Source organism: Rhizobium sp. BK418, assembly GCF_004341105.1.
In the GTDB taxonomy this organism is placed as follows: Bacteria; Pseudomonadota; Alphaproteobacteria; order Rhizobiales; family Rhizobiaceae; genus Rhizobium.
In genome coordinates this window covers 672,609-686,631 of record NZ_SLZK01000001.1, presented here as the reverse complement: position 1 = coordinate 686,631, position 14,023 = coordinate 672,609, and the positions used below count along the sequence as shown (strand labels likewise).

The 14,023-nt window shown below is 60.0% G+C and carries 12 protein-coding genes and 1 pseudogene; 9 read left to right on the top strand and 4 right to left on the bottom strand.

Features of this window, described 5'->3' with window-relative positions:
• Positions 1 to 112 precede the first annotated feature (112 nt).
• On the top strand, positions 113 to 790 hold the full coding sequence (gene tmk, locus EV281_RS03380; protein ID WP_132651508.1) for a dTMP kinase: 678 nt from the start codon (positions 113 to 115) through the stop codon (positions 788 to 790).
• A complete protein-coding gene (locus tag EV281_RS03375; RefSeq protein WP_132651507.1) occupies positions 783 to 1,808 on the top strand; it encodes a DNA polymerase III subunit delta' in 1,026 nt (341 codons plus the stop codon). The genes tmk and EV281_RS03375 overlap by 8 nt, the downstream gene beginning before the upstream one ends.
• Here EV281_RS03375 and EV281_RS03370 read toward each other — a convergent pair whose 3' ends face one another.
• Complete coding sequence (locus EV281_RS03370; RefSeq protein ID WP_132651506.1) at positions 1,809 to 2,597, bottom strand: sulfite exporter TauE/SafE family protein; 789 nt, start codon at positions 2,595 to 2,597, stop codon at positions 1,809 to 1,811.
• Positions 2,598 to 2,830: 233 nt separating this feature from the next.
• Between EV281_RS03370 and metG the strand changes: the two genes are divergently transcribed.
• From metG to EV281_RS03355, 3 genes are read left to right on the top strand one after another with little or no spacing between them, the layout of a single operon-like run.
• The gene (gene metG, locus EV281_RS03365) at positions 2,831 to 4,384 is read left to right on the top strand and encodes a methionine--tRNA ligase (protein WP_132651505.1); all 1,554 of its coding nucleotides are present in this window, start codon (positions 2,831 to 2,833) and stop codon (positions 4,382 to 4,384) included.
• A 4-nt stretch (positions 4,385 to 4,388) separates the two neighbouring features.
• A complete protein-coding gene (locus tag EV281_RS03360) occupies positions 4,389 to 5,171 on the top strand; it encodes a TatD family hydrolase (protein ID WP_132651504.1) in 783 nt (260 codons plus the stop codon).
• Positions 5,172 to 5,175: 4 nt separating this feature from the next.
• Positions 5,176 to 5,988, top strand: a complete 813-nt coding sequence (locus EV281_RS03355; RefSeq protein ID WP_132651503.1) for an MBL fold metallo-hydrolase — start codon at positions 5,176 to 5,178, stop codon at positions 5,986 to 5,988.
• Here EV281_RS03355 and EV281_RS03350 read toward each other — a convergent pair.
• Positions 5,985 to 6,599 carry a TerC family protein gene (locus tag EV281_RS03350; protein ID WP_132651502.1) on the bottom strand — a complete coding sequence of 205 codons (615 nt, stop codon included), beginning with the start codon at positions 6,597 to 6,599 and terminating at the stop codon, positions 5,985 to 5,987. The two genes, EV281_RS03355 and EV281_RS03350, sit on opposite strands and share 4 nt — an antisense overlap.
• A gap of 204 nt (positions 6,600 to 6,803) precedes the next feature.
• Between EV281_RS03350 and EV281_RS03345 the strand changes: the two genes are divergently transcribed.
• Together EV281_RS03345 and EV281_RS03340 are read left to right on the top strand one after the other, a co-directional pair.
• Positions 6,804 to 7,472, top strand: coding sequence for a DUF2161 domain-containing phosphodiesterase (locus EV281_RS03345; RefSeq protein ID WP_132651501.1), 669 nt, complete (start codon positions 6,804 to 6,806; stop codon positions 7,470 to 7,472).
• Positions 7,473 to 7,597: 125 nt separating this feature from the next.
• Positions 7,598 to 8,430: pseudogene (locus EV281_RS03340) on the top strand (IS30 family transposase); the annotation flags it as partial.
• Positions 8,431 to 8,516: 86 nt separating this feature from the next.
• On the opposite strand, the gene ugpC reads toward EV281_RS03340, so the two are convergent.
• Complete coding sequence (ugpC, locus tag EV281_RS03335) at positions 8,517 to 9,653, bottom strand: sn-glycerol-3-phosphate ABC transporter ATP-binding protein UgpC (RefSeq protein WP_132651500.1); 1,137 nt, start codon at positions 9,651 to 9,653, stop codon at positions 8,517 to 8,519.
• 259 nt (positions 9,654 to 9,912) lie between these two features.
• Positions 9,913 to 11,112: an ROK family transcriptional regulator gene (locus EV281_RS03330; RefSeq protein WP_132651499.1), complete on the bottom strand. Its 1,200-nt coding sequence runs from the start codon at positions 11,110 to 11,112 to the stop codon at positions 9,913 to 9,915.
• A gap of 154 nt (positions 11,113 to 11,266) precedes the next feature.
• Between EV281_RS03330 and EV281_RS03325 the strand changes: the two genes are divergently transcribed.
• Together EV281_RS03325 and EV281_RS03320 are read left to right on the top strand one after the other, a co-directional pair.
• Positions 11,267 to 12,238: an ROK family protein gene (locus EV281_RS03325; RefSeq protein WP_245508208.1), complete on the top strand. Its 972-nt coding sequence runs from the start codon at positions 11,267 to 11,269 to the stop codon at positions 12,236 to 12,238.
• Between the two features lie 17 nt (positions 12,239 to 12,255).
• Positions 12,256 to 14,001 (top strand): glycogen debranching protein, encoded by a 1,746-nt coding sequence (locus tag EV281_RS03320; RefSeq protein WP_184327069.1) that lies wholly within the window; start codon positions 12,256 to 12,258, stop codon positions 13,999 to 14,001.
• Positions 14,002 to 14,023 lie beyond the last annotated feature (22 nt).

Genomic DNA, 14,023 nt, shown 5'->3' with positions numbered 1-14,023 from the left:
CCGGCAATTTGCCGGGGAAGGTGAATATGTCGCCGCGGCAAAAGGTTTCGCTCCGCACTATCTTCGGATAGATAGAGGAAGAGCGTGTCGCTCAGAATGCGGGAAAGTATCATTGTCGTCCGGTACGGGATTGTTCGTTACGTTTGAAGGCGGAGAAGGCGCTGGGAAGTCCACGCAAATCCGCCGCCTTGCCGAGGCCCTGAAGGCCGAAGGTCATGACGTGTTGCTGACCCGAGAACCCGGCGGCTCACCGGGAGCCGAAGCGGTGCGCCATGTGCTTCTTTCGGGTGCCGCGGAAGCCTTCGGCACGCGCATGGAGGCGATCCTCTTTGCCGCCGCCCGCAACGATCACGTGGAAGAGGTCATTCGGCCGGCGCTTCACAAGGGCAAGATCGTACTCTGCGACCGCTTCATCGATTCCTCCCGCGTCTATCAGGGCGTCACCGGCAATCTGGAGCCGGAATTCATCGAGACGCTGCAGCGCATCGCCATCAACGGAGTCATGCCTGACTGTACGGTGATCCTCGATATTCCCGCAAAGCTGGGGCTGGAGCGTGTTATCAAGCGAAATGCCGGCGGCCCTGACCGTTTCGAGAAGGAAACGCTGGAAACGCACGAGAAGCGCCGCGAAGCTTATCTCGATATCGCCGCGCGCGAGCCGGAGCGCTGCAATATCGTCAACGCCACGCAGCCGGAAGAGGCGATTGCCGCGGAAATTCTAGGCATCGTCAGGCAATTGCTGAAGCCAACGACCGAAGAGCGGATGCCGGAAGCGGCGCATCATGAGTGAGGACAGGCATGGACTGCTCGACGGAGCCATATGGCCAGCCGAGAACACGAAGCTCTTCGGCCATGAAGGGGCCGAGGATTTCCTCGCGCAGTTCTACCGTTCTGGTAAAGGCCATCATGCGATCCTGATCGAAGGCCCCGAGGGTATCGGCAAGGCGACGCTCGCCTTCCGCTTCGCCAATCATGTGTTGTCGCATCCCGATCCGGCGAGCGCGCCGTCCCAGATTGGAGATCCGGACCCCAACTCTGCGGTCAGCCGGCAGATAGCGTCAGGCGCCTCGCATAATCTCCTGCATCTGTCGCGGCCGATCGATGAAAAGACCGGGAAAGTGAAATCGGCGATCACCGTCGATGAGGTGCGCCGTGCCGGCAAGTTCTTCTCTCAGACCTCGGGCACCGGCAACTGGCGTATCGTCATCATCGATCCGGCTGACGATATGAACCGGAACGCGGCAAACGCCATCTTGAAGATCCTGGAGGAGCCGCCGAAGCGTGCGATGTTCCTCGTTCTCTCGCATGCGCCGGGCAAACTGCTGCCGACGATCCGTTCACGCTGCCTGCCGCTGAAGCTTGCGCCGCTCGACGATCAGGCGCTGGTTTCCGCTCTCGCTCATCTCGGCATTCAGGGGGAGGGGCAGGCCCTGCTCTCCGCCGCCAAGGGCAGTGTCGGCGAGGCGCTGAAATTGCTGAATTATGGCGGCGGCGAGATCATCGAAGCTTATAACGCGGTTCTGTCCTCCGAAGGGCCTGCGGCGCGCAAGGCCATGCACAGGCTTGCGGATGCACTTTCCGGCAAAGAGAGCGATACGATCTTCGATTTCTTCGTGAGCCATGTCGGCGACGACGTGATGAACCGCGCACGCATTGCTGCGGGCGAGGGGCAGATCGCAGCCGCCGAGCGACTGGCGCGGCTCTATTCCGAAATCACCGAGAAGCTGACCGTCTCCGCCGCTTACAATCTCGACCGCAAGCAGACGATCATGGAAGTGCTTTCCGAGATCAAGCAGCCGCGCGCCTGATCAACCGGCCAGCAGTTTCCAGGCGACGATCGCAAGTGTGACGGCCAGCACGATGCGGATGGTGCGCTCGTGCAGTCTCGGCGCAAGAAGGCTGCCGATAATGATGCCAGGAATGGAGCCGACGAGCAGGGCGAGCAACATCGCCCAGTCGATCTCTCCGATAAGCCAGTATCCCATGCCACCGATCAGCGTCAGGGGAACGGCATGGACGATATCGGAGCCGACGATTTCGCGCACATCGAGCCGCGGATAGAGGACCAGCAGAATCGTGACGCCCATGGCGCCGGCGCCGACCGAAGTCAGGGTCACCAGCACGCCGAGCACGATGCCGAGAATGACGGTAAAGACGGCGATAGTCGCCGGTTTCGGCGGCATGCGTTCGCCGATCGCCCGGCGAGCAAATTGAAGGATCTGGCTACGGAAGACTAACATTATCGCGGTCATAACCAGAAGCCAGCCAAGCGCTATTGTGATGGAACTCGTGACGCCGATACTCTTGCGATCGACACCAGCCATCACCCAGAGCATCAGGAGCGCAGCTGGTACGCTGCCGGTGGCAAGGCTGCCGACGATCTTCCAGTTGACGCGTCCGTGCATGCCGTGAACTGCCGTACCCGCCGTCTTGGTGATCGCCGCATAGAGAAGATCGGTTCCGACCGCGGTTGCCGGATGGACGCCAAAGAGGAGCACGAGCAGCGGCGTCATGAGCGAACCGCCGCCGACGCCAGTGATGCCGACCAGCGCTCCCACCATAAGACCGGACAAGGAATAAAGAGGCTCGAACGTCAAATATGCGCCCCCAATGGCGCGCGGCCCCGACGATTCAAGATCAAGAAAAATGGCACTTCGCTTCTGTCCCGCCCTGTTGCCGGACAAGAGGTAGATTGCGTCAGAACGCGAGTCAAGTTCACGACCGATGTCCGCGAAATCGTAGGCGGTTGGCAAACTTGATGTTTCGCTTACCCGAGACATGCGCTAATAGCGGCTGACGATTTTTATAGAGTAAGCCGGAATTGGCCGCCATGACAGACAAGACCCCCTTCTACATCACAACCGCGATCTCCTATCCCAATGGCAAGCCGCATATCGGCCATGCCTATGAGCTGATTGCGACCGATGCCATGGCGCGCTACCAGCGCCTCGACGGCAGGGATGTCTTCTTCCTGACGGGTACGGACGAACACGGCCAGAAGATGCAGCAGACGGCACGCGCCGAAGGCATCACGCCGCAGGCACTTGCCGACCGCAATTCCGGTGAATTCCAGGCGATGGCGAAGCTGCTCAACGCGTCGAACGACGATTTCATCCGCACCACGCAGGAGCGCCATCACGAAACCTCGCGCAATATCTGGAACCTGATGGCCGACAATGGCGACATCTACAAAGATTCCTACGCCGGCTGGTATTCCGTGCGCGACGAGGCCTATTATCAGGAAAACGAAACGGAGCTGCGCGCCGATGGCGTGCGCTACGGGCCGCAGGGCACGCCTGTCGAATGGGTGGAAGAGGCGAGCTATTTCTTCAAGCTCTCGGAATATCAGGACCGTCTGCTGAAGCATTACGAGGAAAATCCTGATTTCATCGGCCCCGCCGAACGTCGCAACGAGGTGATCTCCTTCGTCAAGTCGGGCCTGAAGGACCTGTCGATCTCGCGCACCACCTTCGACTGGGGCATCAAGGTACCGAACGATCCCTCGCATGTCATGTATGTCTGGGTCGACGCGCTGACGAACTACATCACCGCGACCGGCTATATCGAAGACCGCAACGGGCCGCGTGCCAAATACTGGCCGGCCGATGTGCATATCATCGGCAAGGACATCATCCGCTTCCACGCAGTCTACTGGCCGGCCTTCCTGATGTCGGCAAAGCTGCCGCTGCCGAAGCGCGTCTTTGCCCATGGCTTCCTGCTCAACAAGGGCGAGAAGATGTCGAAGTCGCTCGGCAACGTCGTCGATCCGGTCAACCTGGTGAACCATTTCGGCCTCGACCAAGTGCGCTACTTCTTCCTGCGCGAAGTCTCCTTCGGCCAGGACGGCAGCTATAGCGAAGAGGCGATCGGCACGCGCATCAATTCCGACCTTGCTAACGGCATCGGCAACCTCGCCAGCCGCTCGCTGTCGATGATCGTCAAGAATTGCGACGGCAAGATACCGGACTGCGGGCCGCTGACCGACGAGGACAAGGCGATGCTGGCGCAGGCCGATGCACTGCATGCCTCGACACGCGAAGACATGGGCAAGCAGATGATCCACCGCGCTCTGGCTTCCATCATCGCCGTGGTGTCCGAAACCGACCGCTATTTCGCCGGCCAGGAGCCTTGGGCGCTAAAGAAGACCGATCCGGCGCGGATGGGCACGGTGCTCTATGTGACCGCAGAAGTTGTTCGCCAGATCGCCATTCTGCTGCAGCCGTTCATGCCGGAATCGGCTGGTAAACTGCTCGATCTCGTGGCCGCGCGTGCCGACAAACGCAATTTCGCCGCACTCGGCGAAGCCGGTCGTCTGGTGCCGGGAACGCCGCTCGAAGCGCCGAAGCCGGTCTTCCCGCGTTACGTGGCCCCTGGGGAGGCTTGAGGACGTGCTGATCGATACGCATTGTCATCTGGATTTCGCCGATTTCGATGCGGAACGCGACGAAATCGTGGCACGCGCCCATGAGGTTGGCGTGGCACAGATGGTGACCATCTGCACCCGCGTGCGGAAGCTCGACGGGCTGCTCGCGATCACCAAGAGATATCCTTCGGTCTTCTGTTCCGTCGGTACGCATCCGAATAATGCAGGTGACGAACTGGATATTCAGACAGAAGATCTGGTGCGGCTCGCCGATGCTCATCAGAAAGTAGTTGCGATCGGCGAGGCTGGTCTCGACTATTTCTACGACACGCAGACGCCGGAGGACCAGCAGACCGGTTTTCGGCGCCATATCGCCGCTGCACGGGAAACGCAGCTTCCGCTCGTCATTCATAGCCGCAGCGCCGATGCCGATATGGCTGCGATCCTGACCGAGGAAACAGGGAAGGGGGCCTTCCCCTTCATCCTGCACTGCTTCTCGGCCGGCCCGGAGCTGGCAAAGACCGGCGTGGAGCTCGGCGGCTACATTTCCTTCTCGGGAATCCTGACCTTCCCCAAGTCGGAGGAGCTGCGCGAGATCGCCAAGACCATTCCACATGACAGGCTGCTCGTCGAGACGGATGCGCCATATCTGGCGCCGAAGCGCTGGCGCGGCAAGCGCAACGAGCCGTCTTACGTGGTGAATACCGCTGAGGTCCTGGCCGATACGATCGGCCTTCCTTACGAGGAGGTTGCGCGGATCACCACTGAGAATGCTTTCAGGCTGTTTTCCAAGATGCCAAGGATCTAGCGGCGTGGCACGACGGCAGCGGTTCACTATTCTCGGCTGCTCGTCGTCACCCGGCGTGCCGCGCATCACCGGTGACTGGGGCGCCTGCAATCCGGACAACCCGAAAAACCGCCGGACGCGCGCTTCCTTCATGATCCAGCAATTCGCCGATGATGGCGCTTCGACGACTGTTGTCGTCGATACCGGTCCGGATTTCCGCGAACAGATGATCAGGGCAGGGGTGGACCATGTCGATGCGGTCCTCTACACCCATCCGCATGCCGACCATATTCACGGCATCGACGATCTTCGTGGCTATTTCCACAATACCCGCCGGCGCGTACCGATCTTCGCCGAGCCGTTCACCATGGACAGGTTGCGGGAGGCCTTCAGCTACTGCCTAGAGACGCCGCCGGGCAGCAACTATCCGCCGATTGCGCTGCCGATCGTGATCGAGGATCTGGAAAAGCCCGTCGAAATCCACGGACCCGGCGGAACGATCGCTTGCGTGCCGCATCTGCAACAGCACGGCGACATCCATTCGCTCGGCTTCCGCATCGGGAATGTGGCTTATTGCAGCGATGTCAGCGACTTTCCGCCGCAAACGGTGGAGAAGTTGCAAGGTCTCGACATGCTCATCATCGATGCCCTGCAATATGCTTATCATCCCAGCCATCTTTCGCTGGAACAGTCGCTGGACTGGATCGATCGCCTCAAGCCCCGGCGAGCGATCCTGACGCATATGCATACGCCGCTCGACTACGATGTGGTCATGGCGCAAACGCCGGACCATGTGGTTCCGGCGTTCGACCAGATGAGCTTCGAAGTCGAGGTTTAGGCGCCGATGAACGGCGCGACCTCGAGATATCCGCGATGGATCATGTCGATTGCGACATAGAGAATGATAGCAAGGCCGACATAGGCGATCCAACGATGCTTGTTGAGCAGGCGGGCGATGAAGTTTGCAGCGATGCCCATCAGCGCGATGGAAAGGCCGAGGCCAAGGACCAGGACGCTCGGATGCTCTCGCGCTGCCCCCGCAACGGCAAGAACATTGTCCAGCGACATGGAAACGTCAGCAATGACGATCTGCGTCGCCGCCTGGAGGAAGGTCTTTCTCGGCGCCGATGCACCGGCCTCGGTCGCGTGTTCTTCGCTGTTGTGACCGGCGCGCAGCTCACGCCACATCTTCCAGCAGACCCAGAGCAGCAGCAGGCCGCCGGCGAGCAGCAGCCCGACGATTGCCAGAAGATAAACAGCGACAGACGCGAAGAGAATACGAAGCACCGTTGCCGCCAGAATGCCGACAATGATCGCCTTGCGGCGCTGCGCGGCTTCCAGGCCAGCAGCAGCGAGGCCGATGACGACGGCGTTATCGCCGGCGAGAACAAGGTCAATAGCAATGACCTGCAGCAAGGCCGTCAAGCCGGCCGCTGTGAAAATATCCATATTGCATTACCCCCAATAAGCTCCGAGGGTGCTACCGTCTTGAGCCTTTTCCGTCAACCGGCGAAGGGATGCATTTGCGGCCGCTTCCACGGCCATTTCGCGCAATCTGGGCCGTGCAAATCCGGCACGCTACACTAGATGCGGTGTCGCGCGGCGGCGGATCCATGTAGATTATGGAACGATTCTTTTTCTATCCGCAGGCTCATGGAAACGTCGCTTTATCTGCCCGTCAAAGGCTTCCTCGAAAAGGCAGGTTACGTCGTCAAAGGCGAAGTCGGCGGCTGCGATCTCGTGGGCCTAAGTGATGGTGATCCGCCTGTGGTCGTGGTCTGCGAGTTGAAGATGAGCTTCAATCTCGAGCTGATCCTGCAGGCCGTCGATCGCGCAGCTGTCTCAGACGAAGTCTGGATCGCAGCCAGGATATCGGCCAAGGGCAAGGGTCGCGAGGCCGATAAGCGCTACCGGGATCTCTGCCGCAGGCTCGGCATCGGAATGCTCGGCATTTCGGACGCCGGCGATGTCAGCGTCATCGTCGGCTCCGTATCACCAATGCCACGCACCAATCCGAAGCGCCGTTCGAGGCTGATGCGCGAACACCAGAAACGGCGCGGTGATCCGGCGCTCGGCGGCAGCACGCGCGCGCCGGTCATGACGGCATACCGCCAGCAGGCGCTCAGCTGTGCCGCTGCGCTGGCATCAGGACCGCTGCGGATGCGCGATGTCAGATCCTACGTACCGGAGGCCGGGAAGATCCTGCAGTCGAATGTCTACGGCTGGTTCGAGCGGCACGACAGAGGCATCTACGGCTTGACGGATGCTGGACGAGAAGCGCTGCAGCGATGGCCGCAGCCGGAAATGCAGGCGGCACAATAGCTTATCGGGCATGCGTTTAAGTTCCATAATCTATCTTATGCGATCTGCGTGTGTAAGGGGGGTACATTCTATTTCCAAGTGCGACATGCCAATGATTTCAATGGCTTCACTTTGGAGATTTTGGCATGTCCCGATGCTATACGCAGCTTGCTCTCGCCGACCGACGACGCCTACAGCAGCTGATGGCGGCAAATGTTCCCGTCCACGAAATGGCCCGCCAACTTGGCCGTCACCGCTCCACCATTTACCGCGAGATCAAGCGCAACACGTTTCATGATCGCGAACTGCCGGACTATGACGGCTACTACAGCACGGTCGCGCACGATATCTCTAAGGACCGACGACGCCGGCTGAGAAAGCTGCGGCGGCACCCGAATTTGCGCCAGGAGATCATCACCTAGTTGGAGGCACGCTGGTCTCCTGAGCAGATCGCTGGTCGCCTGTTGTTGGAGGGGCGCAGCCTCGTGCGCGTCTGTAAAGAGACAATCTACCGGTTCATTTACAGCAAGGAAGATTACGGGCTTGGCCTCTATCAGTATCTCCCGGAAGCGCGCCGCAAACGTCGTCCACTGCGCTCCAGGAAGCCGCGCGACGGTGTGTTTCCGGCCTCGCATCGTATATCTCAACGTCCTGATTTTATTGGAGATCGATCGCAATTCGGGCATTGGGAAGGCGACCTCCTCATCTTCGAACGTCCACTCGGCCATGCCAATGTGACATCTCTGGTGGAGCGCAAGAGCCGCTATACCGTTCTCATCAAGAACCAAGCCGGCATTCTCGCCCGATCATGGACAAGATCATCAGAGCTTTTTCTCCTCTGCCAGCCTTTGCGCGTCAAAGCTTCACCTTTGATCGCGGTACCGAGTTTGCCGGATTCAGGGCTTTGGAAGAAGGGATCGGCGCGCGTAGCTGGTTCTGCGACCCGAGTGCACCGTGGCAAAAGGGAACTGTCGAAAACGCCAACAACGGCGCGGTCTGATCGCCCTGACTTTAGTTCGCTGCACCACAGGCGACTCCCTCGCCCCTCTGCCGATGGCAGCCAGTCTAGTCAGCGCGTACGGCAATCGCTGGGTCGTCTTTCAGTCTTGGAAACGCCGCGCCCGACTGTGTGTCGAATACATGGACGCGATGTTGCTCGACGACGAGTTCTAGAATTGACCGATCTGCGATCGCTACATGATCGGGAAGATGGACGACCGCGGCGGTTTCGCTGGATTCGACGGTCCCGTAAACATAGGTTTCCGTTCCGATGCTTTCGGCATAGTCGACGTGAAAGCGAACGCGAAGACCGTCGCGGGCTCGATCACGTGCCAGGCCGAAATGACTTGGGCGAACGCCGAGCGTGACCGTCTGGCCGATCTTGGCGTCCGGAGCCTCCATCTGCACGTTAAGCGCACCGAAACCGGGTACCTGCAAGGCTACCCCACCCGGGCCGCAGGAAATTAACTCGCCTTCGAAAAAATTCATCTGAGGAGATCCGATGAACCCCGCGACAAACCGATTGGCCGGCGTCTCGAAGAGTTCGAGCGGCGTGCCAATCTGTTCGACGCGGCCGGCGTTCAGCACGACGATGCGGTCCGCCATCGTCATCGCCTCGATCTGATCGTGCGTGACGTAGATCATCGTTGCGCCCAGGCGCTTGTGGAGACGGCTGATCTCGCCTCTCGTCTGGACACGAAGCGCTGCATCAAGGTTGGAGAGCGGTTCGTCGAAAAGAAACAACTTGGGGTTTCGAACGATGGCGCGTCCGATCGCGACGCGTTGCCTCTGCCCCCCCGACAGCTGTTTTGGACGCCGGTCAAGAAGCGGTTCGATCGCCAGCATTCGTGCCGCTTCCATGACACGGGCATCGATTTCAGCCCGCGTCATTTTGAGGTTTTCGAGGCCGAATGACAGGTTTCTTGCGACTGTCATATGCGGATAGAGTGCATAGGACTGAAACACCATCGCAATTTCCCGCTCGCCCGGGGCTGCCTGCGTAACATCCTTGTCGCCGATCAGAACACTTCCGCCTGTCACGCTCTCAAGTCCTGCGATCAATCGCAGAAGTGTCGACTTCCCGCAGCCGGACGGGCCGACCAGAACGACGAATTCACCCTCGTTCACTTCGAGATCGATGCCATGCAAGATATCGAGGTGACCGAAGCTTTTTCTGACATCGTTCAATCTCAAGCCCGCCATGTCCACGTTCTCCTAGTAAGCTATTTCGAGCGAAGGTCGCTGATCGAGGTGTAATCCAGCTGGCACTTTGCGGGGATTGAATTAGTTCGTCAAGATGACGAACATGAACTTTGCGTTGATATGTGCTCTCCGTGCGGGGTGCATTCGCTCCAAACGCCTAGAAGTTCCAGTATATTTGCATCCGGAACGGCTGGCCTTTGTGGCTGCTCGGGAATCGAATGTCGGCCCTAGATGGGCGGACGCGCTACTGCGCATTCGTTCAGACCGGCGGCGGGAGGCGCCGTTGCTCGGGAAGAGCTTGCGGAGAAAAGAGAAGGTTGTGCAGGTGGTTGAGACCGATCGCGAGCGCCCCGACCAGTGTTGCGCGATTGCCAAGGGCGCTTGCTTCGACCGCTATCCTGCGCCGGCTGGCCTTGGCGATGCCTTCGCGAATGCGCTCGACCATCAAAGGGTGGCTGCCGATGCTGCCGCCAATGATGACAATGGTGGGATCGACGATGGCATTCACGGACACGACCAGTAGTGCCGCAATATCCCCCACCCTCCGGATAACTTCGGTGGCAATCGGATCTTTCTCTTCGGCAAGCCTCAGAATGTCTCGAACGGACGTATCCTTTGCACCGCCTGAACGGTGGTAGAGGTCGCGGATTCCTTGTGCTGCAATAGCGCATTCCAGCGCGCCGCGTTCCAGGCTGTCCTCGGCATAGGGATCGGCACCGAACGGCAGGTAAGAGATCTCGCCGGCCGCGCCGCTCGCTCCCCGCATCAGTTTGCCATCGTGAAGCACGCCAAGGCCGATACCTGTGCCAAGCGAGATAAATGCCATCGTATCGATCGCGACAGCGTGGCCCTGCCAGGACTCGCCGATAACGGCTGCGTTGACGTCGTTCTCCAGGACTACCGGACAAGCAAGCCGGTCTCCGAGCGTGCGGACGATATCGATGCCGTCGAGATCGACAAGGTTCGGCGCCATCGACAGTGCGCCGGTCGTAGGTTCGACGACGCCAGGAGTAGCAATAGCGGCCACGAGGACATGCTCGCGCGCGACTCCGCTGTCGTCAAGGATCCGAGCAAGTTCTGTCTGAACCTGTTCCAACTGATGATAGCCGCCACGACGATCTGAGGGATACTCCACCTCCCCGACGACGCGGCCCACGATGTTGCCGAGCACGATCCGCGTCGTCGTTGCGCCCATATCGATGCCGACGGCGTAGCCGGCAGCGCCGTTCACCTCGTAGGTAATAGCGCTGCGGCCGATGCGGCCCGTCGTAACGCCTTTTTCCCGAACCCAGCCGGCCTCTTCCAGGTTCCGGATAACCTCGGACATTGTCTGCTTTGAGAGCCCGGTGATTTTCGACAGGTCTGCCCGCGATGTTGGACCGGTATGCAGCAACACGTCCATGACGGCGCGAACCGAAATTTGTCGCAGCACCGGGGGTGCGTTCTCAGTCAATGCCATGGGCCAATATTCCCGGTGATGTACGTTCCGCTTTTCGTCTGCTTCTGCCTTTTCCTCGAATGACCGTCAATTTCAAACTGGTTGTTGACAGACCAGAGGCTCGGCAATAATAAATTCGTCAACCTGCCGAACAAATATATGAAAAGAGCTGCGTTTGTCAAATATTTCAACTATCGCGCCAGATCTGCGGCCGGCGGTTGGCAATCGTCGCACGAAAGCCTTGGGTCTGGTTGCTGGCGTTGATCTTGGTGGCACCAAGGTGCTCGCAGGCCTGTCCGACCTTGACGGTGAGCTCCTGGCAACAATGGAAGAGCCAACCGCACACGGCGAAGGCGCTCCTGTTCTCAAGCAGATTGTGCGCATGATCTTGACGCTCGCGGAGCGACACGACGTTCGCGGCCCCCTGCTCAAGGCAGTCGTTGGCGTGCCAAGCGCCGTTTCGCCTTGCACTGGTCTTGCCTCGTTGTCGCCGAATCTCGCAATCCCCGCGGACCAGCCGCTGGCTCGGCTCCTCGGGGCCGGGTTGCCGTGTGGCGTGATTGTCGAAAATGACGTCAATCTGGCGGCATTTGCCGAGGCTACCCTTGGAAAGGCGCGCGATTGCAGGTCCCTCGCCTTCATCGCCTTCGGAACGGGGGTTGGCATGGGGCTCGTTATCGATGGCCGACTTTTTCGCGGTCACCACGGCCGCGCCGGGGAGCTTGGTCTTCTGCCGCTCGGAGCAAATCCGCACGATGCCGCACCGAAAGCAAGGGCTGGCCTCTTCGAGGACCAGGTCGATTCACCGGCCGTGCGTGCCCTCTATCGGGATGGAACTGTGCCGGTGAGCGAGATCTTCCGCAGAGCAGGATCGGGGGATACCGAGGCGTCCGCCGCCATTGCGATGCTTGCAAAGTCCGCATCGGTCGGCCTCGCGTCCGTTCAGGCGGTATTCGATCCGGCATTGATGGTGCTCGGAGGCGGTATCGGCTCGCGCCCCGAATTTGTCGAACTCGTCTCGCAGCACGTATCGTCCTTGCTGCCGTTTGCGGTCCAGATCGAACCGACTTCTCTCGGCCCGGAGGCAGGAATGCGCGGCGCCCTCATGCTTGGTTTGCACGAACTTTCCATCCGGACAGCCCCATGAACACAGGAAGCTCGCCCATGACGAAGCCAAGTGTAAAGCCGCGTATCCTTACTCCGATTGCCGACGGGCAACTCGTCTCGGAAAAGCCGGTATTGCTGCCGTTCATGGCTCCGCGCCTACAAGGGGACTGCTGGCCCGACGGGAAGATCGAGATTTCCCTCTGGGGCTGTGGAAAGATCGCAAACCTCACCTTCAGCGGTTGGCGTCGGCCGTTCACCTATGCTCCGAACCGCGTCGAGACCGGCGGCGGCGGCCTTTATGTGGCCCAATCGGCGCCGGCGCTGTTTTTGAAGGGAGCGAGACTGCGGACAATCGTAGCCTCGCAGCGCTGTGCCTGGTGGGGAAGCACGACGAAGCGGGAACCGGTCGAGCGGCTCAGTGAACGACGGATTGTCCGAACCGGATGGGGGGTGGTGATCGCCGAACAACGGCCGGACGGAATATTTCTCAGCGCCGGCGCATCGATCGAAGAAGCCACCCGGGCTCTCGACCTCACTCCGGAGGACGTGATCGCCGAAGCGAACGCCTACGTGGCGCGCTGCGACGAGATGCCTGAAGCCCCCCCGCTGATGCGCAGCATGATCTCGCAGAGCCTTCATGCCGCCCTTTCAAGCATTCGTCAGGACCAGCATGGTGATTTTGGCGGCCTTGCTGCCGGCCAAGCCTACAGCGCACCAGCACGAACCTATTATCGCGACGGATACTGGACACTTCAGGCCTTGCTGGAACGGGCGCCCGAGGCCATACGCTCGCAGATCGAGCTGCTTGCGCGTGGCATTCAGCCAGATGGGGAAGCCCCGAGCGGTGTCATCCTCACCGGCCCGGGTCAAGCCGAAGAATGGGAAAAGGTTCGCCGAACGGATCCTCGCATCAAGGAGGAGCATCTGCGACCCGGCGATTGGTGGAGCGACCATTTTGATAGCCCCCTATTCTTCATTCTGACAATCGGTGATTATGTCCGCGCGACTGGAGACTGTGCCCCGTTGTCGGCCCATTGGGACAAGGTCGTCGCAATCTTCAACCGCTATCGCGATTTGGCCGTGAACGGAAACGGCCTGCCGGTCAAACCGAACCACGACCGCGATTGGGCCGACAACGTCTATCGGCACGGCTACGTCTCGTACGATATCGGCCTTTGGATCGGCGCGCTCGATGTCATCGTCGAATATGGCGCTGCAATCGATAGCGAAATTGCCGCAAAGGCGGCAGCGACGGTTGCGACGGCGCGAGCTTCGGTCGATGAAGCCCTTCTTCAGCCAGCCGGAACTTATGCAGATTACGGCATGAAGGATGATTTCGTGGAGGACCACCTGACGTTGGACAGCCTCACCCTGCTTCGCTATCGCGCCGTTTCGCCCGAGCGCGCGCGAACTGTTCTTGGCAAGGTGGAGGCATTGCTGGAAAGCCGCAACAACAGCGAGCAGCCCTACGGCGACTGGGGCGTGATGTGCGCCTTCCCGCCCTTCAAGCGGTCCAAAGACACCCGCTCGAAGTCGGCCTTCGCCTATCGCTATCACAATGGATCGGATTGGCCCTACCTGTCCGGTCTTTATGCGGAACAGCGCCTGACGCATGGCCTTGCAGGTGCGGAATACCCGTTGCTGCGCTGGTGGGAAACCTGCCTGGAAGAAGGGTGGATGGGCGCTGTCGAATATTTTGCGCCGCCATGGGGCCGTGGCTCGCTGCTTCAGGGATGGAGCAGCATGCCTGCCATGGCCGCCCTCGCCCACAAGGACAAGCTCCGCTCGGCGGCGCTGACCTAAAGGCCAGACAATCAATGAAAAA